Genomic DNA, 20,668 nt, shown 5'->3' with positions numbered 1-20,668 from the left:
CGTTCATTCGAAGAACTACTTGAAAGTATAAACGATACCAGGAAGCCTCTCAACGTACCGGGGGCGTGCTTGATTCATTGCATTTTTTTGCAACCGTCTATTCTTATATATTTTGCAATATTATTTAGAAAATCATCTCTATTATTTATAAAATTTTTAGTTGTATTTACCATAATATCCTAGTAACATTGACCTGATCTGTTTATTCGACAAATTCTGGGGGTTTTTGCACACGATGAAAATGAAAAAATCGGTTCTTGCAGCAGGTCTTGTACTTTCGGTTTCATTCGCTTTTACTTGCGGGGTATTCGCAGACAGCTACCTGAAGAAAATTACCGCCTATCAGAACTCCAAAATCAGCATCAAGGTAGACGGACAGAAGGTTGTCCTGAAGGATGGCAAAGATACGCTTACGCCGATCGTCTATGAAGGCCATACTTATGTGCCCGCGAAGCCGGTTGCCGAAGCCATGGGCGGATCGATCAAATGGGACGGCGCCTCCTCGACGGTGTTCATTTCTTCCGGCAGCGGGAGCAGCGTCGATCCGAACGCCGGCATCCCGAACAAGGATAACTCCGACGACGATAACAACAGCAACAATAACAGCAACGATGATGATGACGACGATAAACAAGCGCCGATCGCAGGCGTTAAGAATACCTTTGCTTCCGGCACATCCGCAGGCGACGTATTCAAGGAGATGAAGCCGGTTGCGAAGACGGCGTTGACGTACTACCTGAATGCGATCAAGACAGGCGATACGGCGAAGCTCAAAGCGTTCACCGATAAATATTACACCGATATGCCGCTCATCACCGATGCAAATAAGAAGTTCGAGTATGTCAGCGACAGTATCGAAGGCTACCGTAAAGCCAACAAGCAGGATCTCATCGACGGCGTAATCGCAGCTGCCCAGAAGAAACTCGATAGCGGCAGCTTCAATCCGGAGTATTCCTCCGGGTCCGCCGAAGGCAAGGGCGTCTATGTCAGCTATACCCTTACATCCGATACCGGTTCCAAGTATTATTTCTACTTCAACGTGAAATTCTCGTTCTATAATAACGGCGACGGCTACAAGCTGACCGATATTTATTTCTATTAATCCTTATTACGTGAAGAGGCTGCTCCGATACTTGTGATCGGGGCAGCCTCGTTCTATGCGCACGCTGTTTGCAGTGAGTTACCGTGCAAGCATCTTCAATGATTGCCATACGCCAGCCTGATTATTCAAGAAGAGCAGCCGCTTCCGGGTGATCCTGCATCACCGCTACCGCATGCGGGGTAGCGCCATAATCGGTCACATCGGATTTATTCGCGCCATGCTGCAGCAGCAGCGTCAGGATCGCTTCCCGGCCGAAATGTCCCGCGACGTGCAGCGGAGTATACCCGGGACGCCACTTCCCTTCACATCTGGCGTTTATATCCGCGCCGCTTTCCAGCAGCGTTCTAACGACATGCTCGTAGTTGCTGGCAATGGCGGAATGAATGGCCATATAGTTAAAGTTGCCGTCCTTGCTCCGGGCATTCACGTCAGCGCCATAATCCAGCAGCAGCCTCACCGTATCTTCATGCCCGAAATAAGAGGCAAGCCCTAACGGGGTAAACCCATCTACGCTGTAATTCAGGTGAAGTCCCGGGGACCGCTCAAGCAGCTCCTTCACCCGGTTCGTATTGCCGACTGCCGCAGCTTCAAAGATGCTCAATTCCGCGCCGTTATCGATGAGCAGCTTCCGAATTTCATTCGCACGATAGTAAGCCGACATCAATACGGCGGTCTCTCCGTTCCCTGCTCTTGCGTTAACGAGAGCCATATCCGAACTGACCAGCGATGTGATTTTGTCCAAATCTTCAGCTCTTACCGCTTCAACCATGTCGCGTCTCAATTGATGCACGTTGTCCGCAAGCTCCTGCGCTCTTCTGAGCAGCTCTTCCGACGATTGAACCCCAACGTTAATAAAATGGGTGACGGCCTTCGAACGGTTGGTCTCCAAGCCCGACTCGACCAGCAAGTCAACCGCCTTCAGGGACGCTTTATCCAGCAGGATGGAAATGACTGCACTTTGCCTTTTAACTGCCATAGGACTCTCCAACTAATGTAAGATTTTAATTTACGAAGTCACCATAACACAAACTTTTTTAAAATTCTATAACAAAAGTCACTGCAAAATGAAATAATTTTTAGTATGGAGTCGGCTGTTTGGGGATAGCCTCCGGCGAGGATTCTTTCACCCGTCCGCTGCCCCTGCAACGCCCAAAACGGGACTTACGGCTGGGGCGCCACGGCTGCAGTCCGGCTGTAACGCCGGCTTTACCGTTACAACTCGAAGGGGCTGATCACAGGACTGACGAGCCGCCCCAAGGGAAAGAGCCGCTCAATTTATATCCAGAAACACCCAACTATTCCCCGGTATTTGCGTCTAATCGTAATAACATGTACTGGAGGTGTTCGCTTTGCTTCATAGGAGAAACCTCGTGAGACTCGGACTTTGTTTGTTCTTGTTGTTAGTCGCCTGCGAAGATTCCAAGGAGTCTGAGCAGCAGTCGCCAGCGGTATCGGGCACGTCGGGGGAAATCCAACAGCTTTCCGCCCCGGACTCAATGAAGCTGGCGGACGGGAAACTGCAGTCCTTCTTGGACCGGAACGCCGACTTCTACCTGGATACAGCCTCTTACAGCCAGCCGATATGGATCGACGACGAAACATTGGTTTATTTGGACAGCGAGGATAGCGCGGATGGCATGCAGCATGTCTACACGATTTACCGATATAACATCGGGACCAAGGAGAAGAAGTCGCTGTGGGAGAAGGAGACGCCCTACTCCCCGAGTCTGTTGAAGTACCGGCCATCGGATCACGCATTGTTGTTCGCTGTCACGGTAGATGAGAATAGAACTCAAACCTTACAACTGAACGCGAATTCCGGCGAGCTGGCAGCATACCCGCAAGAAAAGCATGGGGATTGGACGATGACGTTCCGTCCGGATGGCATCTGGGGCGAGAACGCCGCTTCAGGGAAGAGCGTACAGTGGGCCAAAAGCACGGGGAGGATGACGCCGGAAATTTATTTTCTGCAAGACGGCAAATCATTCGTCTTTCTGGAGGAGACCGGCAGGCGGTTTGCGGATGGCAGCGGAATCGAGAGAAATCTGCGTAAAGTGGACATGGAGACCGGCCGGGTTACGACATTGTTCCCTGACCAACCGCAATGGGATATTCTAGGCTGGGCCAAGGAAGGAGAGATTCTGCTGGTCGATGTCGCCTTCAATGAAGGAGCAAGCCAAGATTACTCTTACCCGATCCTGATGGACTTGGTCCAGGAGACAAGCAAGCCGCTAATTCCAGACCAAGCGAATTTCAGTTCCTACTATGACGGCATATTCAGTGAGGAGGCCGGCCTGTTCATAACGCATACGGACGGGCAGCGGTATATGTTCAACATGCAGGGAGAGCTCATCACTAAGCACGCGTGGCATGGAGAATTTCAAAGAAAGGAAGCGTTCTCTCCGGACGGGCTCAGAACGGCTTTCACCTCCGGTACGTTCCAAGAGGGGAAAATCTTTGTCGGCGATGCCGACGGGGAGCATGTCAGCGCCATGACTTCAGACAGCATGCCCGTATCCGCGCTGATTTGGTCGCCATCAGGCAAAAGGCTGCTGGTGCAGATTGACGGTCACTTAATGATCGCCGTGGATGTATATAAGTCGAACCAATGATTGGAGCACGCCCGCTGCGCAGGCAGAATGTTCTTCCGGTCGCTGTTGTTCCCCCGGCTTTTCTTTGAATCAGATTGATTATAGGTATAAACCAGGGAACAACTGCGCCCGCAAGCGCTTCTCCAGAAATCATTCTTCCTGCTCTGCTCGTAGTTGATTCGCGCTCAGACTGCTGCCCGGACGAAGCACGCAGGCACCGCGACGTATTGGCGCTTCTATCTATCCTTACGTTCCCTGTCTCCACCAAGCAGCTGCAGGATAATCGCCCGATCCGATCACAACCGTTTCCCCGATGGCAGGCGTGGCGATATCGACCTTCCGTTTCTGCGCCGCCTTCGTCACCCGTTCGATCGGGTCCGTCCACTCATGGAACGCCAAGGTGAAGGCTCCCCAATGGACAGGAATCAGCAAGCCCCCTTTGACATCCAGATGGGCCTGCACCGTCTCCTCCGGCATCATATGAATGAAGGACCACCGCGCGTCATATTGACCGCATTCCATTAGCGTTAAGTCGAAGGGCCCGTATCGGTCCCCGATTTCTTGAAAATGCGGCCCATACCCGCTATCCCCGCTGTAGAAGACCTTCGCCTTCTTCCCAGCTATCGCCCAGGAACACCACAGCGTCGAATTGCGGTCGAAGAGGCCTCTCCCGGAGAAATGCCTTGCCGGCGTGCAAGCCAGCTTCAACCCATTAAGCTCGATTTCGTTCCACCAGTCATGTTCGGTCACCTTGGCCGGATCGATCCCCCATTTCACCAGCCGCTTTCTCACCCCAAGCGGGACGATGAATCGCTCTACCCTGTCTTTTAATGCCCGAATCGAGCGATAATCCAGATGATCGTAATGATCATGGGACATGACGATGGCATCGACGCGCGGCAGCCGGTCCCGATCAATTGGCAGTATGCGTCTGTACCTCTTGCCCCCGAAGAAGGGAAACGGCGACGGCGAATCGGCAAGCATGGGGTCGAAGAGCAGCCGCTGTCCTTCGATCTCGAGCAGGAATGCGGAATGGCCGAACCAGGTTACCCGATTGTGTTCCGCGTCAGGCATGGGGTCAAAGCCGAACTCCTTCACGGGAATGGGCCTTGCCGGGTAACGGTTAGGGATGCTGCTCATGTAATCCCGCAGCATGGTAAGCGTTGCCCTCAGCCCCATATCCATAGCCGTAGGAATTTGGTTGACGAACTTCGTCTTGCTGTTGGTCGTTGTCACGACGGAATTCCCCCTATCTCGCATGCGCCCGGATTATTACGCCTTAACTTCGGCTGAAACCCCGAACCGATCCATAAAGATATGTTACACTGGAACTAGTAGAAATAACAGAAGAGCAGCAAGGAGATTGACGAAATGAAGCTGGTATCATGGAACGTGAACGGCCTGCGGGCATGCGTCAACAAAGGATTCAACGACTACTTCAACGAAACGCAAGCGGATATCTTCTGTATTCAGGAGACCAAGCTGCAGGAAGGGCAAATTACCCTCGAATACGGCGAGGACTACCATCAATATTGGAATTACGCGGAGAAGAAGGGCTATTCCGGGACGGCCGTCTTCACGAAGGTAGAGCCCCTCTCGGTCCGATACGGACTAGAGGAAGACCAAGAGTCCGAAGGCCGGATTATTACGCTGGAGTTCGACGGCTTTTATCTCGTGAACGTCTACACTCCCAATGCCAGAAGGGACTTGTCCCGCCTTCCGTTCCGGCTGGAGTGGGAAGACCGCTTCCGCAGCTATCTGCAGCAGCTGGACCGTCATAAACCCGTTATCGCATGCGGCGACTTGAACGTGGCCCATCACGAAATCGACCTGAAAAATCCGAAATCCAACCGGAACAACTCCGGCTTTACGCTGGAGGAACGGGAAAAGATGACGCAGCTGCTCGATGCGGGATTTATCGATACGTACCGTCATTTCTACCCGGATCAAACGGATGTCTATACCTGGTGGTCTTATATGCCCAAGGTAAGAGAGCGGAATGTCGGGTGGCGCATCGATTATTTCCTCGCCTCCGCAAGACTGGCCCCTTCATTGGCGGATGCGCGGATTGATTGCGATATCACCGGCAGCGACCACTGTCCCGTTGTTCTGGAAATGGCCGATCCCGATCCTCAATCGGAGCGGCAAACGGAATAGTCTTGTCGGTCTTGCCGGGAGACTCTCTCTGGCGCATAAGAAAAAGCCCTCCGCGAAGGGCTTTTTCTTATGTACGCAGCACAGCATGGCAGCTGCTAATCCGGACAACGATACGATTCAAACGACCAGCTTCACGCCGCTAGCTCGCTGCTCCAGCATGCTTCTCAGCAGCGTGCCGATGTGAGCGCCGGCTTCTACCGGAGGCGTACCGCCCGGATGGATATTGGACAGCACCGTACGGTCCGACTCCATCATCCCTTTCCGGGGACGGTAGCACATATAAGCGCTCATGGAGGAGGACGAGACTAATCCGGGCCGCTCGCCGATGAGCAGCACCAGCACCTCCGGCTGCAGCAGCTCGCCAATGTGATCCATCACCGCTACCCTTCCCCCTTTTACGAAGAACGGGGTCCCATAATTCAGTCCATTCGCTTGCAGGGAATCCAGCAGTGCAGGATACACATCGGGCAGGTTCCGCTCGATCGCATTCGCGCTCAAGCCGTCGGAGACGACGATTTGCACCTGGGGCTTCCTGCGGCATTCCTGCAGCAGACGCTCCGCGCTCCGGTCGGTCAACACCCTGCCCATATCCGGACGCTTCAAATAGTTCTCGATGTTCCCGTACTGCGTCTCCACCGTGAATAACCCGTAGCGGTCCAGCGTCTCGGGCGTTACCTCGCCGTATACGGAATCGACGGCCGCCGCATGGTCGCAGCGAAACTTCAGCATCGCCCGCGTGAGCGGCCGCGTCCCTGCCCGCCACACCCCGATCCGTGCCGGCGTCGAGGCGCACCATTCCTCCAGCAGCTCCGGCGCATGCGGATTCGGCACCATTGGAGGCGTATCGGCCTCCGTGGATGATTCCGTGACCGCAACAAACGCCTCCCCTGGATCAGCAGCTCCCCGCTGCTGCTGATGCACTTGCCGCTGCGGCAGCCGATCCTGGAGCTCTCTCATGATCCGGTCCGTCAATTCCTGCAGATCGATCGGTTGTTTCATCATCCCGCCTCCTATGCAAACAAGGTCGCATCGCCCGCCGCCGCGGTAAGCTTGCCGCCCGACATAATGCCCATCGACTCCAGCCACTGCTCGAACGCCGGCGCCGGACGCAGGCCGAGCGTCTCCCTCAGCGTGGCGATATCGTGATAGCTCGTGGATTGATAGTTCAGCATGCAATCATCCGCCATTGGCACACCGATGATGAAATTCACCCCGGCGTTACCGAGTAACACCGCTAAGTTATCCATGTCATTCTGGTCGACTTTCATATGGTTGGTGTAGCACACATCGACGCCCATGGGCAGCTGATGCAGCTTGCCCATGAAGTGATCTTCCAGCCCCGCACGGGTCACCTGCCTGCCGTCGTACAAATACTCCGGACCGATGAAGCCGACCACCGTATTGACGATAAACGGCTTGAACCTTCGCGCCAAGCCGTAGCATCTTGCTTCGAGCGTCACCTGGTCGATGCCATGATGCGCATCGCCGGACAGCTCGGAGCCTTGTCCGGTTTCGAAATACCATACGTTCGGACCGGTCCCCGTCCCTTCGCTGCGGGCAAGCGCATCCGCCTCCTGCAGCAGCGCCAGATCGATGCCGAACGCAAGGTTGCCCGCTTCGGTTCCGGCCAGGCTCTGGAACACCAAATCCGCATGCCCGCCCTGCCGAATGGCCCGCATCTGGGTCGTAATATGCGCAAGCACGCAGTTCTGCGTCGGAATCCGGAAACGATCCATCACGTCCTTGGTCATATTCATAATGGCCTTCACGCTGTCGGCGGTGTCGATAACCGGATTAATGCCGATCACCGCATCCCCGATCCCGTAGCTGAGCGCTTCGAACAAGGAGGCCCGGATGCCGTTTACGTCATCCGCCGGATGATTCGGCTGCGCTCTTCCCGCGAGCACGCCCTTCTGCCCGATGGAGATATTGCAGTGCGTGATCACCTCGATCTTGGACGCTGCTTGAATGAGATCGAGATTGTTCATCACCTTGGATACCGCTGCGATCATCTCGCTCGTGAGTCCCCTGCTGATGCGCCGGATGTCATCCGTTCCAGTCGAAGACGACAGCAGATATTCACGCAGCTCGGCCACGGTCCAGCGCCGGATTTCCGCATAAATCTTCTTGTTCAAGTCCTCCTCGATGACCCGGGATACTTCATCCTGCTCCGGGGGCAGCAGCGGATTCTCCCGGATCTGCTCAAGAGTCAGCTCGGAGAGGATCCACTTCGCGGCCATCCGCTCCTTGGCGTTCTGCGCGGCAAGGCCGGCCAGCTGATCGCCTGCCTTCTCCTCGTTGGCCTTGGCCATAAGATCCTTCAAATCGCGAAAATGATAGGTTTGTCCGAGCAATGTCGTCTTTAAATTCATGAGCCCTCACCTCATCTCCTAACTGCCGGAAAAAACCAGGGTTTTGACAATAACGGGAACCATCGTCCCTCGAATCGGTTCGCCCAGATCCAAATAATCGCCATGATCCACCTTAACCTGATCGATGCACACGATGCGGAGCGCGCCTGACGAACGGAGCAGAAGCGACTGCCCAAGCGCTTTGGCCATATCGTTCTCGCAGACGACGACCAGCTTGGCGCAGCCGGGCACGAGGCGCAGATACCCCTGCACGATGGACTCCGACAACCGCCGTATTATGTCGTAGGTGACATTCCTCCGCGAAGGAATAAACAGCGCGAAGGGCGGGCAGCTGTCTTGGCCGTAAATTTGCAGCCCCGACCGGATCGCCGCCTCCGCATCGTCATCCGGCAGCTTCACGACCGGCATGTTCTTCATCGGCAGCATGTCGGGGGTCAGATGCAGCGTAGCGCCGCTGATCTCGGTGCTCTGCATGCCGGCGCCAATGACGGTCGCGTGAACGGCATGAGCGGCACGAATGAGGGAGAAGGACCTCCGTGCGCATTCCTCCGCCAGCGCCGCAGCCAGCAGCGGTCCGAAATCCCCGTACACCGCCGTCTCCTTCATGCTCTCTGGCGGTACCGCTCCGAGCATGGCGCCGATGCCGCCTGAGATCATCCATTCACCGATGGCCGGCATTTCCTCCGGCACACGGCCCACAGCAAGCAGCCTGCCTTGGGACGGAACCCCCTGAAGAAAGTCCAGCAGGGTCCGGCTCATCTGCCGGGCGATCAGGCGAACGTAGTCGTATGTCGGGGCTGCCCCCACCTGAAGGTGAAAGCCGTTCTCCCGCAGCCACGGACGTATGGCCTCCGAGACATAGACGATCCGCCCTTCCGGCGTTAATTGAATCAGCCGTCCTCCGACATGCAGCGTCACGGTTTCGATCATGCGCCCTCGGCGGAAGAAGGACGCATTCGCCGTCCCCCCGCCGATATCGATATTACAGACGACTCCGCGGGACTGCTCCGATCTGCGTTCCGCCCCCGATCCTTTGCCCGACAACAGCGACTCCAGATCCGCCCCCGCTGTTGCGACGACGAAGTCGCCGGCTCTGTCGGCCAAGTAATGGAGCAGCTGCTTGGCGTTATGCTTGGTAGCCGTCTCCCCCGTTATGATCACCGCGCCGCTCTTAATATCCGACAGGCGGATGCCCGCCTTCCCGTATTCCTGTTCCAGCCACCGCATCACCTGCGCGATATCGATTTCATCGCGATTCAGCAGCGGTGTCGAATAGACGGCACTCTCATACGCCAATCGCCGCTCGGCGATTTCGAATCTGGGCAATGCATGGGCTGCCGATTTGCGTGCCAGCCGCAGGCGGCTGACGATGCATTTGGTCGTGCTGGTGCCCAAATCGATTCCGACGCTGGTGATCCACTCCTCGTCCATGCGGGTCACCTTCTCCCGTCGCTCTGCAGCAGATGGTCGATCCGGCTTCGCAGCTCCTCGATGCCGGTTCCCTCCCAGGAGGAGACGGCGAAGCACTCGCCCTTTGGCATCGCCTGCCGGAGCAGCCGTTCGGCCTTGGCCGGATTGGCCGATGGATGGTCGATCTTCGTGATAACGCCGATAGCCGGCACGGGAAATCCGCCGGCGAAACCCGGGGGAAAATATCCCCGTTCCTTGGTCGCATCTTGCACCAGCACCAGTAATTTGGTATCGAAGGAGGTTGCGATCAAATAGCGGTACTGCAGCGGATTCTCGCAGTATTCGCCCGGCGTGTCGATCAGCCAGTCCCGAAACAGCAGGCTCTGCGTCTTCGCTACTTCCCGATCGTCGTTCAGAAGAGCGCGGATTAATGACGATTTGCCTGCTCCCACCGATCCGATTACCATGGCGCGCCTCTTCTTCATGAGCGGGTAATCGGAGCCGGCGTGAAGAACAGCTTGCTGCTCAGAAAGTCGTTAACCGTAGCGACCGCCATCTCGACGGCCGACACCTCTCCGCTTAATACTAACGATCCGGTGAACCGGTCCAAATAGCCGATTTCCACAACGGCCGCCTTGGTGGCGATATCCGCCGCGATAATCGCCGTTTCGGTCGGCGTTAGCGTAAGAATCCCGATGGCTCCGGCCTGATCGATGCCCAATTTGTCGTAGATCACGGGATCGGGATTCGCGATGATATGCGACAAGGTAACCTGCTTCCCGGGAACGTATTCCTGGATCACGCGCTGCTTCTCCATCCTATTCCCCTCCTTGGCCCGCGATTTCCATCGAATCGACTATGCCGACGATAATGGCGTCGATCGGAACGACCCTCTCCGGGAACAGCATGCGCGCCGGATTCCCCCGTGAGACAATGACCTTCTCCCCGATGCCCGCTCCGATCCGGTCGGCGGCGACAACCGGCTGCCCGGCCTCCTGATCGCCGGCATCCAACGGCTGAACGATCATCAGCTTCAGGTTCTCCATCCCGGCTTCCTTCTGGGTCGCCCATACGCTTCCGATGACTTTGCCTAGCAGCATGCCCATCACCCTTTGCTCGTGTATTGAAGGTTAATTCCCCGCTGCTTCAACATATCTCTGGCGAGCGGGGATACGATTGTCTTCGGATCCAGCTCAAGCGAGCCTCCCAAGGCGGAGGCATGAGCAGCTACCCAGTCCGCCGTGATGAGCGCCCTTCGTACCGAGGCCGGAGTCGGGTTATTTTCCTTTACAGCAGCATTCGGGGAATGCGCTGCATCGGAAGAGGAGCCGAACATGCGAACAAGATCCGCAGCCAGCTCAGACCGGTCGATCAACCGAATTCCCAGACCTTCCAAGGCATCCATGTGGGTTCGGAACAGCTTCGCATAGCCGGGCGTCAGCTCCAGCGTCTTCAACGTCTGGCGGTCGGCCCGCTTAATGCCGCCGGAATCCTTCCCGATCCATACCGGCTTGCCTAGAAGCAGCGCCGCAAATACAAGCTCCGACTTCACCGATCCCTTCATCCCGGTTGCGATGCGGGCCGCGTTATCGAGATCGATCTCGGGGATGACGATCCCTACGTAACTCTGCGGCAGCTCCAGCGGCGCCGGCGCATACTCGTCAATGGCGATGGAACGCTTAACGCCGGAGCTCTCGCACTTGTGCATGCCGATCCAAGCGGACGTCTCGCCGTCCAGAAACGCGAGATCGCAATCAATGCCTTGGTTCTCCAGCAAAATGAACGTATCCGAAAAAGCCTCATGCGCGCGGCTGTCGCAGAACAGAAAGAGCACCTTCGGCCGAGGTGCGGACTGAACCGCCGCCGCAAGCAATTCCTTGGCTATTTCCTTTACAAGCTCACGTACATCCATGTTTCTCACCCCTTTGCCCAAGCAGCGTCCGAACCGCCGGCACTGATGGATACGTAATCGCCCTGCTGCAGGAATGCCGCGTTGGCCTCGTCGGTATCGATATGGAAATCAAGCGAGAAGTCGGCATGAACTCTTATGGCGACTTCTCCGAATGTGAGCGGCCGCTGACCATGCGTCTGCACCGATACCCGGTCGCCATGCGTAACGCCGTATCTGGCGGCATCCGCCGGCGACATATGTATGTGCGCCTTCGCCACAATGACACCGCTCTCGATCACGACCAGCCCCTTCGGGCCGTAGAGGGCGATACCCGGCGTATCCGCATGATCGCCCGATAACCGGAGCGGCGGTTGAATGCCGAGCAGAAAGCCGTCGGTGCGTGTAATTTCCACTTGCGTTTCGCCGCGCGAGGGCCCCAAGACCCGGACGTTCTTGATCATGCCTTTGGGTCCGGCCAGCGATACCGTCTCGTGGGCGGCAAATTGGCCGCGCTGCGATAAGGCCTTCATGGGCATAAGCGTATGCCCCTGTCCAAACAACAGGCGGACGTGCTCCTCGGATAAGTGGATATGCCGATTGGACACGCCCACCGGAATATCCGCTTCGGGCTTATGCCTTCTCGCCTCGCCGGATGAAGATACGACCGGAGCTTCCGTAACGGGAATGCCCCGATCGCGCAGAAAGTCCCGCGCCGCAGGCGTCAAGCGGTCGCCGCCGCTCAGCCGAAACGGATTGGGCAATCCTTGCGGAAGTAAAGCCCGCAGTTGGGATTCGGTAATAAAGGCCATGCGGCTTACGCCTGAACGCGCGGCAGAATGCCTTCAATATCGGAATGCGGTCTTGGAATCACATGGACGGACAACAGCTCCCCGACCTTCTCGGCTGCCGCGGCTCCGGCGTCCGTCGCTGCTTTGACCGCGCCTACATCGCCTCGCACCATGACGGTGACGATCCCTCCGCCGACATGCTCCTTGCCGATCAGCTTGACGTTCGCCGCCTTTACCATTGCATCGGCTGCCTCGATCGCACCTACCAGACCCTTCGTTTCCACCATACCTAGTGCCGTTTGCTCTGCCATGTCAATTTCCTCCTAAAATGAATGTAATAGACGCTCGCTTCTCAAACTTCTGTATGAAATGGGCTGCGCTCTTAGCGCAGCTTCAGGATACCTGCATTTCCTTCAGCACGTTCTGAATAATCTGCATGATTTCTTCCCGGGTAATGTCTGCGGGCAAGGCCTGCCCGATCCGATCCTGAAGCGTCTGTTCCGGCTGCTCCAGCGCCATCTCCCGAAGCCCGAACGCGACTCTCTTGATATTGATGAGATGCATCGGCCCCACATTATCCGACGTAATGTTATGCCCATACGATCCGCAGCCAAGCGTCATCGAAGGCGGAATGCCCGTGACGGCGCCGATGGCGCCGAAGGTCGTACCTGCATTAACGACGATCCGGGAGGCCGGCTTCTCCAGCCCGAAGGCCTCGATGACGTCCATCTCCTCGCAATGGATGCCAAGCGTATGTCCCAAGCCGCCGTTCTCCAACAGCTTCTTGCTGATCTGACAGCCGTCCCGCCAGTTGTCGCAGGTGTACAAGGCGATTACGGGACACAGCTTCTCGATGGAAAAGGGGACGTCCTTGCCGATCTCCGTCTCTTCTGCGATAAGCAGCCGGGCATGCTCGGGAATACTGATCCCGGCCATCTCGGCAATCGTTCGCGGCGATCTGCCGACGATGTTCGCGTTCAGCCTGCCGCCGGCCAGGATGACGCGGCCTACCTTGGCCTTCTGCTCGTCATCCAGCACGTAACCGCCCGCCTGCCGCAGCTCCTCAAGCAGCCGCGGTTTGATCGAGGCATCCGCCACGATCGCTTGCTCCGAGGCGCATATGGTGCCGTAATCGAACGTCTTGCTATCGATAATGCGGCGCACCGCCTTCGGAATATCGGCGCTCGGGTGAATATAGACGGGCACATTCCCCGGCCCCACTCCGTAAGCCGGCTTGCCGGAGCTGTAAGCCGCCCTCACCATCGCCGTACCGCCAGTCGCGAGAATAAGGTCGGACAGCTTCGATTTCATCAGCTCCTGCGTCGCCTCCAAGCTGGGCTCCGACAAGCAGAGCACGGCATCCTTCGGGCCGCCCGCCCGCTCCACAGCCTTGCGGACCGTCTCCACGGCCGCCCGCGTGCAGCCCAGGGCGGATGGGTGCGGGCTGAATACGATGGCGTTCCGCGATTTGATGGCGATAAGCGATTTGAATATCGCGGTCGAGGTCGGATTCGTCGACGGCACAATGCCGCAGATGACGCCGAACGGCTGCGCGATTTCCCATACCCGGTTCGGCTCGTCCTTGCGCACAATTCCGACCGTCTTCAAGTCTTTAATTGCCTCAAATACCTGCCGGCTCGCAAAACGGTTCTTCGTCGCCTTGTCCGCCGGATTCCCGAAGCCGGTCTCCTCCACCGCCATGCGGCCCAACCGTTCCGAGTCCAGCTCGGCCGCTTCGGCCATAGCCCGGACGATCTCATCGATCCGGCTCTGGGAGAGCGTCTCCAGCACCGCCTGGGCTTCTTTGGCCTGCCGCAGCAGATTGCGCGCTTCTTGAACGGACGACAAATCTTTATCCAGTGCTTGCAGCGTAATCACTCCTTTCTCGACAGCAACGATCTTCCAGCGGTTGACCGGCGGGGCTTCTTGGCCTGGCCGGCAGCAGACTGCTGTCTGGGCTTAATAAGCGGGAGCACATCGGCAGCCGGTCCTGGTATGACGCTGCGATGCAGCAGCTTTCCCATGGATCTGGCGATCGATGCTCCCGCCTCCACAGCTTCGCTGACTGCAGCGACATCTCCGGCGATATAGACCGTCATGATGCCCGCATCCGCCTTCTCATACGTATAAATCTGTACATCGGCCGTCTTGGCGGCGCCGTCAGCCGCGGCGATCATTGCGGCTAATCCGTAGGTTTCAATCATGCCAAGGGCTTCACGCTTCATAACCGTTCACCCTCCGTCATAGTTCCCGGGGCCGGGACGCCACGCTCTTCACGCCGAATGAGAACGCTTCCGCGGCAGCCTGGCAATCGGCCTGGCTGCCGGTTAGCAGCCCGCCGGCGAAATTGGTCTCCGTCGGCGGGCCATAGAATTGGCACAGCCTGACATTGGCTGCCTTCATGGCCAAGTCCAGGCCTACGATCGCCTCCGCCGGCGGCGCAATGAGATAAGCGAGCGGCTCTCCCGCTTCGATTCCCGCCAGCTCCGATAGGAAAGATCCGGTGCGGGAAATGACATGAGCGTAATAGGCATGGCTGCCGTCTTCGCTCAACGAATAGAAGCAAGCGGTGTTCTCGATCACATGAACAGCCGCTTGGAGCCCGCTTCGCACGGCATCCGGGTCCGGCCCGCCGAGCATGCCGATGAACTCGCCGGAGAGCGGTCCTGAAGCATGGGCAGACCCGGCATAGAACGACTTCGCGTAGACGACGCGGACATCGGCCATCTTGGTCGCTTCATCCAATGCGGTATACCCGACGTCGTCAATGGTCGAGGTCAGGATTCCCAAGCTCCGGACAGACTCCCCAAGCTTCAGCTCGGCCGCCAGCTGATCATCGACGCGGGGAATAACTTGAACGGCCAACGGCCTGGCGCGCACTTCACGATCCATCATAACCACCCGCCTCTTCGAGCTTTCTACTATGAATATGTGAATCTACTACACTTAATTCGCTATAGAATGAACGAAAGGAAGGCGCCGCTTAGGCTTGATGCTCCAATCCTTCGTCAATCGGCAGATTCCTCTTCATTCGCAATCCATACCGTAATATCCCGGTCCGTCATGTATTGCTGCCATTCCTCCGTGCAATTGCGGTCGGTGATGACCGTATAAACGTCGTCAAGGGAGCATACGTTGGCGAAGGTGGTTCTGCCGAATTTGGAGGAATCGGCGATAATGATGACCTCGTCCGCACGATCCATCATTTTGCGGGAAATATTGGCTTCCGATAGCTCGTAGTCGGTGAGTCCGTCTACCAATGATATGCCCCCTGGAGATAGAAATGTCTTATTGACCCTGAGCTGATTCAAGATCAGCTCGGCAAGCGGCCCCTCGGTCGACTTCTGACGGGGATTCACTTCCCCGCCGACGAAGATGATTTTCCCGTTGAAAATCTCGATGGCCAGCAGCATCGTTGGCGTGGAATGGGTGACGATCGTGACATCCTTGTGCTCCCTCAGGTTCCGAATGATCTCCATCGTCGTCGTGCCGTTCCCGAGCATGATGGTGTCTCCGTTCTTCACCATGGACGCGGCATACTTCCCGATGGCCGCCTTCTCCTTGGCATGGAGCTGCGTCTTCTCGTCGAAGGGAAGCTCCAGCGAGTCCGCCCGGACCTTGACCGCCCCGCCGTACACCTTCTTCAGCTTCCCTTCGCTGTCGAGCCGCTCCAGATCCCGGCGGATTGTCTCGGTCGATACGTTAAATTCATCCGCCAGGACGAGAACCTCGACTCTCCCTTCCTTATTTAAGTACTCTAATATTTTCTTCTTACGTTTCTCAAAAGATAGTGACACGGAAATCTCTCCTTAGGATGACTTTGAAGCAAGGTCATATTGATGTATGAATCACACAGGCATCTATAGGTAAAATGCGCAATATCGCAAGTTCAACCCAATCGAGTCGCAAGTTAAGTGGACGTCATTTGGTATAATGTGGTTTCTTTGTATTATACGCCTAATATCGATTTAGTCAACAAAAAACCAACTTTTAGCACGTTAATTCCACATATCTCGTGGAGTGTTATCTTGCAGATGTGGAAAACAACACCCCGAACAAATCCGGTTTAATTCAAGCGCATCTAGCCCTCCCGAAAGTAATATCCGCACAGCGCACAAATCGCAATCGGTAAAAACTTATTAACGCGGACTTATTAACGGACATGAGTTCCGCTATTATATGAATCAAGAATCTTTTGAGAGTGCTGCGGACATGAGATCCCTTATTCAGGCAAAGCGCCCCCCAGATTAATGGATCAGCTGCGAATAACGTATCTGAAGTCCGCAACCGGCGCAAATCGGCCAAAATACGGTAAATAACGAATCCTATGTCCGCAGCTCTCCCGGCTGCTCAACGAACCGCAAAATACCGGCACGCTGACGGTTGGCGGCTGCGATGCTTAGTACGCGAAACGTCAGCGGGCAGTCCAAACTGCTCCTGGCCCTGTGCAATCTCGTGTTGCTCCCGAAGCACAAGAAGGGACGGTCATCCTTACGGATAATCGTCCCTTCTTGCCGGTTTATAACTTGGATTCGATGAGCTTGCTGTATATCTGGTCCAGCATGGCGATTTCCGCATTCGTCAGAACGGAGAAAGTATTCTCCATTACGCTGTCCCATACACCCTTGGCGGTTTCCACCATTTCTCTTCCTTCATCCGTTATTTCCAACTGAATCGCCCGGCGGTCCTGTTGATCGTCACGGACGCGGTGAATAAGCCCTCGTGCCAGCAATTTATCGCAGATGGCCGTAATGCCACCCGATGTCACCGAGAATTGATTGACCAAATCCTTCGCTTGCAGCGGCCCCTTCTCACCGATCCACGTAAGCACTTCGTACTGCGCATAAGACAGATCCATCTTGTTCTGCCGGTTCCATTCCGTCAGCCACTTTCTCCGATGCTGCATGGACTTGCCCGCATAGGACAGCAATAGCTCTTTCCGATTCAATACGGCGACTTCCCTTCCTGATCCACCATTCACTTTCCTTCTACGATAGCAGAAATTGAAAAGGGGGTAAAGGCAGCGGGACTTGCCGCTTAAGGCTTGAAATACTCAGCCGCCGGCAGCTCAAATTTCCATGGCCCTCTTATTAATACGTCAGGATTCTCTATCGTTAATTTCACCTTGCTGCTGCCGGGGTCGATATCAAACTGCAGGTACTCCAGCACGCCCGTCTGCTCGTTCAGTTTCCCGTGATGCCCCATCTCGCCGATATTGATCATATAGAGCGACTTCTCGGACTGGTCATTATAGTGGAGGTCGACATACACTCTAAGCTGGCTGTCGTCGATTCGCTCCGTCTTCGTGATCGTGACCGGAAACCCGGCTAGTTGAAATGCTTGATTCATTCCGTCCGTAGTCTCCGTCGGAACTGTAACCGTAATTTCATCCTTGTATTGAACGCCGATTTCCGGCAGGGTTAACGTATAGGTCTCGCCCTCCGCACCGGATAAAGGAAAATAAAAATCGCTTGCAGGGGCGGATATTCCCCGAATATTCTCGATCTCCAGCTTTTCTCCCGCCGCATTCAACACATTTAGTTTCTGGCCATCTCGCAAGTGTATGCCATGAATGCCATACTCCATAATTGAAAAATCTCCGGCATGCTGCGCGACAAGGGAGATTCGCGCTTTCTCATCTACGCGGCCGGCAATTGCGGTAATCGTAACACCGTTGACGGCTGCCGTCTCCCCCATCTCCGCATAGCTCGCATAAGCGTCCGCCTTGACAAGCGTCAGCGGAATCTCGAGCGCTGCGTCCGTCACGATAAGCTTTACCTTTCCCTTCACATCCAATTGTCCTTGCTGCCAGAAGGAAGCCGTCCAGCTGTCCGGGGACCAGCTGGCCATGGAACGCTTCAGTTCATATTCAACTCCTTGTTCATTAACGAAAGTAATGCGTTCGATCCTGGCCGTGTCCGTTCCATTCATCGTCACATAAGTCATCTTCTCATCCACCATAATACCGGTGATTGCAATGGAGCCTTCCCCAACCTGCCGGGTAATTGGCTGCTTAAGGATATACGTATCCGCAGCCCCCTCTGATTCCTTGACGATGCCGATGCCCGGCACGAACTGCAGCGCCTTCTGTATAGCCGCTAATACTTGCGTATTATATATCGCCGTCGTCAGGATCAGGAATATGACGATAACAGCTGCTATTGCTTGCCGTCTCGATAACCGGTTGCTCGTCCGCCTTCCACTTGACTCGTGTTCGGACCGCGCCTGTTGAATGCCGAGCAGGCTTCGTGCATGAAGCTCGGGAGGAATCGGTATCGTATCGATCTCTTCCTTGATTCTATTGTCCATTCACGTCTTCCTCCTCCGCTCGGATCCGCAGCTTCTTCAGTGCCCGGTAAAGCAGCGTCTTGGCCGTCCCTAACGGGATGTCCAGCATCTCAGCGGTTTCCCTGATCGTGTAGTCGTAATAAAACCGGAGCATGATGACATTCTTCTCTTCCTCGTCCAATGCATCGATTAAGCTCTTCAGCGAAAGGGATAGCGGAATATCTTCATGCTCGCCATGGGCGATCGCTTCATAATGCTCCTGCTTTAACCGTACGACCTTCTTGCGCCGCCGCAGCAAGTCGATGGCGCAGCTGATCGCTATTTTGATCAGCCATGTCTTGAAGTATTGCGGCTGCGCTACTGTCGCTATGGATTTATACGACCGGTAGGCGGTTTCTTGAACGACATCGAGCGCATCCTCCTGGCTTTTCACATAGACGTAAGCGGTGCGGTAGATATCTGCTTCAAACTGCTGGAATAGCGCGATATACGCTGTCTCGTCGCCCTGCTGGGCTCTGCGGACCAAATCCTGAATAGCCTTTCACCCGCCTGTCATGTGGCTTATACGAATTAGACGCTCCGCATCCATCGTTTGGCTTTCGTATGAATAACAAATAGGCAGGAACTCACCGCTGCATGTATAGGACCGTTCCGTACAACCATAATATATAAAAAAGGCCAACCTCCCCCATCGGGGGAGAATTTGGCCTCTAATCTTATCTTACCGGTTATCGCAGTACACGCGCGTGTTGGCTATTAGCTGACTCCGGTTCCGGATGTATCGTTCTGCCGGAGAAGGGCGAGCGCCGTGTGCATTTTATCAATATATGCGGGATCTCCGCCGGTGCACATGAACCTCACGCTCCCGGTGCCATGGCGCTTGGCGATTCCGTAACGGCTCAGCAGCGCAGACAGCCGTTTCACCGTGCCGACGTTTCCGTCGACGATCTGGATATGCGGGGGCAGAATCTCCCGAAGGATGTCGGTGTAGAACGGATAATGCGTGCAGCCCAGCACGATAATGCCGTATTGGTCCAAATCATAGCCTTCGAGCTTCGAGCGGAAGTAATCGCCCATGATGTGTCTGTCGAACTGCAGTTTCTCGCAATATTCCACAAGCTCCGGCAGCGGCAGCGAATCCACGATCCCCCCGTCATCGACGCGGGATACCAAAGCATAGTATTTAGGCTGCTGAAGCGTTAAAGGCGTTGCGAACACCAGCACTCTCTTGCCCGTTGCCCGGTTCATCTCCACCGCCGGCTTCACTGCGGGCTCCATGCCGACAATTGGCATCGAGTACATCTCTCTCAATTCCGCTACAGCGATGCTGGTAGCCGTATTGCATGCCACGACCAGCGCATCGATCCCTTCACCCACCATGGTGGCTACAATTTCATGAATGAATGATTTCACGTCTTCCTTCGATTTGGTCCCATAGGGGACATGGAGCGTATCCGCCATATAGAGGAAGTCCTCAGCAGGAAGCCGGCGGAGCGCTTCCGCCAAAACCGTAAGCCCGCCGATCCCCGAATCAAAAAAACCGATTGTCATGTGTGATCGATTCCTAACGTGTATAGTATTAAGGCTATACTCAGCATACTGCGACATTCTCTTTAGGGCAAGGTCTATCTCTTCCAACTGCACACCTTGACGATATCGATAGGAAGAACGGTTGAAACGCATACCCGCTGTGCGGGCAGAATACTCTTTACGAAGTGGTTATTCCCGATTCCTTGAAGCCCATATGCAGGTTAAAATTGGCTGAACGGAGGAGATGCCGATGCTTCCCCGGCATCCAAGGTCCGTTCCGCCCGTTCTAATAATAAGTATGCTTGTCTTGCCCTAACGATGCAAAAAACACAGGCGAGCCGCCCGTGTTTTTTGCCGATTCCATATCTTACGGGATTCTCTCCTATGCCGCAGCTTACAGATGAGGAACGCCTGCCAGCCGCCGTTCGCCAGCAGCTTCGCCGCTACCCGTGCCGATCCCGCCTGTCGCGCCAGTTACGAGAGGGCGTGCTTGCCGACAAACGCTTGATCTGAGCATATTCCATTGCCTCGTTCCCCCT

The 20,668-nt window shown here is 55.6% G+C and carries 24 protein-coding genes; 3 read left to right on the top strand and 21 right to left on the bottom strand.

The window, feature by feature from the left end; genetic code table 11:
- Positions 1-235 precede the first annotated feature (235 nt).
- Positions 236-1,102: a stalk domain-containing protein gene (locus tag L1F29_RS01125; RefSeq protein ID WP_258386589.1), complete on the top strand. Its 867-nt coding sequence runs from the start codon at positions 236-238 to the stop codon at positions 1,100-1,102.
- 121 nt (positions 1,103-1,223) lie between these two features.
- Here the strand turns inward: L1F29_RS01125 and L1F29_RS01120 are convergent, their stop codons facing one another.
- Positions 1,224-2,078, bottom strand: a complete 855-nt coding sequence (locus L1F29_RS01120; protein WP_258386588.1) for an ankyrin repeat domain-containing protein — start codon at positions 2,076-2,078, stop codon at positions 1,224-1,226.
- Between the two features lie 394 nt (positions 2,079-2,472).
- On the opposite strand from L1F29_RS01120, the gene L1F29_RS01115 reads away from it, so the two are divergent.
- On the top strand, positions 2,473-3,714 hold the full coding sequence (locus L1F29_RS01115; RefSeq protein ID WP_258386587.1) for a TolB family protein: 1,242 nt from the start codon (positions 2,473-2,475) through the stop codon (positions 3,712-3,714).
- A gap of 225 nt (positions 3,715-3,939) precedes the next feature.
- Here the strand turns inward: L1F29_RS01115 and L1F29_RS01110 are convergent, their stop codons facing one another.
- Positions 3,940-4,878: an MBL fold metallo-hydrolase gene (locus tag L1F29_RS01110; RefSeq protein ID WP_373876514.1), complete on the bottom strand. Its 939-nt coding sequence runs from the start codon at positions 4,876-4,878 to the stop codon at positions 3,940-3,942.
- Positions 4,879-5,064: 186 nt separating this feature from the next.
- On the opposite strand from L1F29_RS01110, the gene L1F29_RS01105 reads away from it, so the two are divergent.
- Entirely contained in the window at positions 5,065-5,850 is a 786-nt protein-coding gene (locus L1F29_RS01105) for an exodeoxyribonuclease III (protein ID WP_258386585.1), read from the top strand.
- A 117-nt stretch (positions 5,851-5,967) separates the two neighbouring features.
- On the opposite strand, the gene eutC is transcribed toward L1F29_RS01105, so the two are convergent.
- The 19 genes from eutC to L1F29_RS01010 form a co-directional block, all read right to left on the bottom strand.
- A complete protein-coding gene (gene eutC, locus L1F29_RS01100) occupies positions 5,968-6,849 on the bottom strand; it encodes an ethanolamine ammonia-lyase subunit EutC (protein WP_258386584.1) in 882 nt (293 codons plus the stop codon).
- 11 nt (positions 6,850-6,860) lie between these two features.
- The gene (locus L1F29_RS01095; protein WP_258386583.1) at positions 6,861-8,222 is read right to left on the bottom strand and encodes an ethanolamine ammonia-lyase subunit EutB; all 1,362 of its coding nucleotides are present in this window, start codon (positions 8,220-8,222) and stop codon (positions 6,861-6,863) included.
- A gap of 18 nt (positions 8,223-8,240) precedes the next feature.
- Positions 8,241-9,653 (bottom strand): ethanolamine ammonia-lyase reactivating factor EutA, encoded by a 1,413-nt coding sequence (locus L1F29_RS01090; protein WP_258386582.1) that lies wholly within the window; start codon positions 9,651-9,653, stop codon positions 8,241-8,243.
- 5 nt (positions 9,654-9,658) lie between these two features.
- Positions 9,659-10,099 (bottom strand): EutP/PduV family microcompartment system protein, encoded by a 441-nt coding sequence (locus tag L1F29_RS01085; RefSeq protein WP_258386581.1) that lies wholly within the window; start codon positions 10,097-10,099, stop codon positions 9,659-9,661.
- A 14-nt stretch (positions 10,100-10,113) separates the two neighbouring features.
- Complete coding sequence (gene eutS / locus L1F29_RS01080; protein WP_258386580.1) at positions 10,114-10,449, bottom strand: ethanolamine utilization microcompartment protein EutS; 336 nt, start codon at positions 10,447-10,449, stop codon at positions 10,114-10,116.
- Position 10,450: 1 nt separating this feature from the next.
- Positions 10,451-10,732 (bottom strand): EutN/CcmL family microcompartment protein, encoded by a 282-nt coding sequence (locus tag L1F29_RS01075; protein WP_258389566.1) that lies wholly within the window; start codon positions 10,730-10,732, stop codon positions 10,451-10,453.
- 5 nt (positions 10,733-10,737) lie between these two features.
- Positions 10,738-11,544: a hypothetical protein gene (locus L1F29_RS01070; protein WP_258386579.1), complete on the bottom strand. Its 807-nt coding sequence runs from the start codon at positions 11,542-11,544 to the stop codon at positions 10,738-10,740.
- A 5-nt stretch (positions 11,545-11,549) separates the two neighbouring features.
- Positions 11,550-12,332 carry a phosphate propanoyltransferase gene (locus tag L1F29_RS01065; RefSeq protein ID WP_258386578.1) on the bottom strand — a complete coding sequence of 261 codons (783 nt, stop codon included), beginning with the start codon at positions 12,330-12,332 and terminating at the stop codon, positions 11,550-11,552.
- Positions 12,333-12,337: 5 nt separating this feature from the next.
- On the bottom strand, positions 12,338-12,622 hold the full coding sequence (locus tag L1F29_RS01060) for a BMC domain-containing protein (RefSeq protein WP_258386577.1): 285 nt from the start codon (positions 12,620-12,622) through the stop codon (positions 12,338-12,340).
- Positions 12,623-12,704: 82 nt separating this feature from the next.
- Complete coding sequence (locus L1F29_RS01055) at positions 12,705-14,189, bottom strand: acetaldehyde dehydrogenase (acetylating) (protein WP_258386576.1); 1,485 nt, start codon at positions 14,187-14,189, stop codon at positions 12,705-12,707.
- Complete coding sequence (locus tag L1F29_RS01050; protein WP_258386575.1) at positions 14,186-14,536, bottom strand: BMC domain-containing protein; 351 nt, start codon at positions 14,534-14,536, stop codon at positions 14,186-14,188. The genes L1F29_RS01055 and L1F29_RS01050 overlap by 4 nt, the downstream gene beginning before the upstream one ends.
- Positions 14,537-14,552: 16 nt before the next feature.
- The gene (gene eutL / locus L1F29_RS01045) at positions 14,553-15,203 is read right to left on the bottom strand and encodes an ethanolamine utilization microcompartment protein EutL (protein WP_258389565.1); all 651 of its coding nucleotides are present in this window, start codon (positions 15,201-15,203) and stop codon (positions 14,553-14,555) included.
- A 116-nt stretch (positions 15,204-15,319) separates the two neighbouring features.
- Positions 15,320-16,108 (bottom strand): DeoR/GlpR family DNA-binding transcription regulator, encoded by a 789-nt coding sequence (locus tag L1F29_RS01040; protein WP_258386574.1) that lies wholly within the window; start codon positions 16,106-16,108, stop codon positions 15,320-15,322.
- Between the two features lie 528 nt (positions 16,109-16,636).
- Entirely contained in the window at positions 16,637-16,762 is a 126-nt protein-coding gene (locus L1F29_RS01035) for a hypothetical protein (protein WP_258386573.1), read from the bottom strand.
- 68 nt (positions 16,763-16,830) lie between these two features.
- The gene (locus tag L1F29_RS01030) at positions 16,831-17,259 is read right to left on the bottom strand and encodes a MarR family winged helix-turn-helix transcriptional regulator (RefSeq protein WP_258386572.1); all 429 of its coding nucleotides are present in this window, start codon (positions 17,257-17,259) and stop codon (positions 16,831-16,833) included.
- Positions 17,260-17,348: 89 nt separating this feature from the next.
- A complete protein-coding gene (locus L1F29_RS01025; protein WP_258386571.1) occupies positions 17,349-18,620 on the bottom strand; it encodes a hypothetical protein in 1,272 nt (423 codons plus the stop codon).
- Complete coding sequence (locus tag L1F29_RS01020; protein WP_309252370.1) at positions 18,610-19,125, bottom strand: sigma-70 family RNA polymerase sigma factor; 516 nt, start codon at positions 19,123-19,125, stop codon at positions 18,610-18,612. The genes L1F29_RS01025 and L1F29_RS01020 overlap by 11 nt, the downstream gene beginning before the upstream one ends.
- A gap of 230 nt (positions 19,126-19,355) precedes the next feature.
- The gene (gene murI / locus L1F29_RS01015; RefSeq protein WP_258386570.1) at positions 19,356-20,150 is read right to left on the bottom strand and encodes a glutamate racemase; all 795 of its coding nucleotides are present in this window, start codon (positions 20,148-20,150) and stop codon (positions 19,356-19,358) included.
- A 373-nt stretch (positions 20,151-20,523) separates the two neighbouring features.
- Positions 20,524-20,646, bottom strand: coding sequence for a hypothetical protein (locus L1F29_RS01010; protein WP_258386569.1), 123 nt, complete (start codon positions 20,644-20,646; stop codon positions 20,524-20,526).
- Positions 20,647-20,668: the final 22 nt, after the last annotated feature.

The organism is Paenibacillus spongiae (assembly GCF_024734895.1).
GTDB classification, from domain to species: domain Bacteria; phylum Bacillota; class Bacilli; order Paenibacillales; family Paenibacillaceae; genus Paenibacillus_Z; species Paenibacillus_Z spongiae.
Note: the sequence above shows the minus strand (reverse complement) of the source record. Positions and strands in the feature narration are given on the sequence as shown.

What these genes read in the sequence shown, in the direction of transcription:
- L1F29_RS01125 (WP_258386589.1), top strand. Translation starts at nt 236, where the DNA reads ATGAAAATGAAAAAATCGGTTCTTGCAGCAGGTCTTGTACTTTCGGTT.
- L1F29_RS01120 (WP_258386588.1), bottom strand. Translation starts at nt 2,078, where the DNA reads ATGGCAGTTAAAAGGCAAAGTGCAGTCATTTCCATCCTGCTGGATAAA.
- L1F29_RS01110 (WP_373876514.1), bottom strand. Translation starts at nt 4,878, where the DNA reads ATGGATATGGGGCTGAGGGCAACGCTTACCATGCTGCGGGATTACATG.
- L1F29_RS01105 (WP_258386585.1), top strand. Translation starts at nt 5,065, where the DNA reads ATGAAGCTGGTATCATGGAACGTGAACGGCCTGCGGGCATGCGTCAAC.
- eutC (WP_258386584.1), bottom strand. Translation starts at nt 6,849, where the DNA reads ATGAAACAACCGATCGATCTGCAGGAATTGACGGACCGGATCATGAGA.
- L1F29_RS01095 (WP_258386583.1), bottom strand. Translation starts at nt 8,222, where the DNA reads ATGAATTTAAAGACGACATTGCTCGGACAAACCTATCATTTTCGCGAT.
- L1F29_RS01090 (WP_258386582.1), bottom strand. Translation starts at nt 9,653, where the DNA reads ATGGACGAGGAGTGGATCACCAGCGTCGGAATCGATTTGGGCACCAGC.
- L1F29_RS01085 (WP_258386581.1), bottom strand. Translation starts at nt 10,099, where the DNA reads ATGGTAATCGGATCGGTGGGAGCAGGCAAATCGTCATTAATCCGCGCT.
- eutS (WP_258386580.1), bottom strand. Translation starts at nt 10,449, where the DNA reads ATGGAGAAGCAGCGCGTGATCCAGGAATACGTTCCCGGGAAGCAGGTT.
- L1F29_RS01075 (WP_258389566.1), bottom strand. Translation starts at nt 10,732, where the DNA reads ATGCTGCTAGGCAAAGTCATCGGAAGCGTATGGGCGACCCAGAAGGAA.
- L1F29_RS01070 (WP_258386579.1), bottom strand. Translation starts at nt 11,544, where the DNA reads ATGGATGTACGTGAGCTTGTAAAGGAAATAGCCAAGGAATTGCTTGCG.
- L1F29_RS01065 (WP_258386578.1), bottom strand. Translation starts at nt 12,332, where the DNA reads ATGGCCTTTATTACCGAATCCCAACTGCGGGCTTTACTTCCGCAAGGA.
- L1F29_RS01060 (WP_258386577.1), bottom strand. Translation starts at nt 12,622, where the DNA reads ATGGCAGAGCAAACGGCACTAGGTATGGTGGAAACGAAGGGTCTGGTA.
- L1F29_RS01050 (WP_258386575.1), bottom strand. Translation starts at nt 14,536, where the DNA reads ATGAAGCGTGAAGCCCTTGGCATGATTGAAACCTACGGATTAGCCGCA.
- eutL (WP_258389565.1), bottom strand. Translation starts at nt 15,203, where the DNA reads ATGGATCGTGAAGTGCGCGCCAGGCCGTTGGCCGTTCAAGTTATTCCC.
- L1F29_RS01025 (WP_258386571.1), bottom strand. Translation starts at nt 18,620, where the DNA reads ATGGACAATAGAATCAAGGAAGAGATCGATACGATACCGATTCCTCCC.
- murI (WP_258386570.1), bottom strand. Translation starts at nt 20,150, where the DNA reads ATGACAATCGGTTTTTTTGATTCGGGGATCGGCGGGCTTACGGTTTTG.
- L1F29_RS01010 (WP_258386569.1), bottom strand. Translation starts at nt 20,646, where the DNA reads ATGCTCAGATCAAGCGTTTGTCGGCAAGCACGCCCTCTCGTAACTGGC.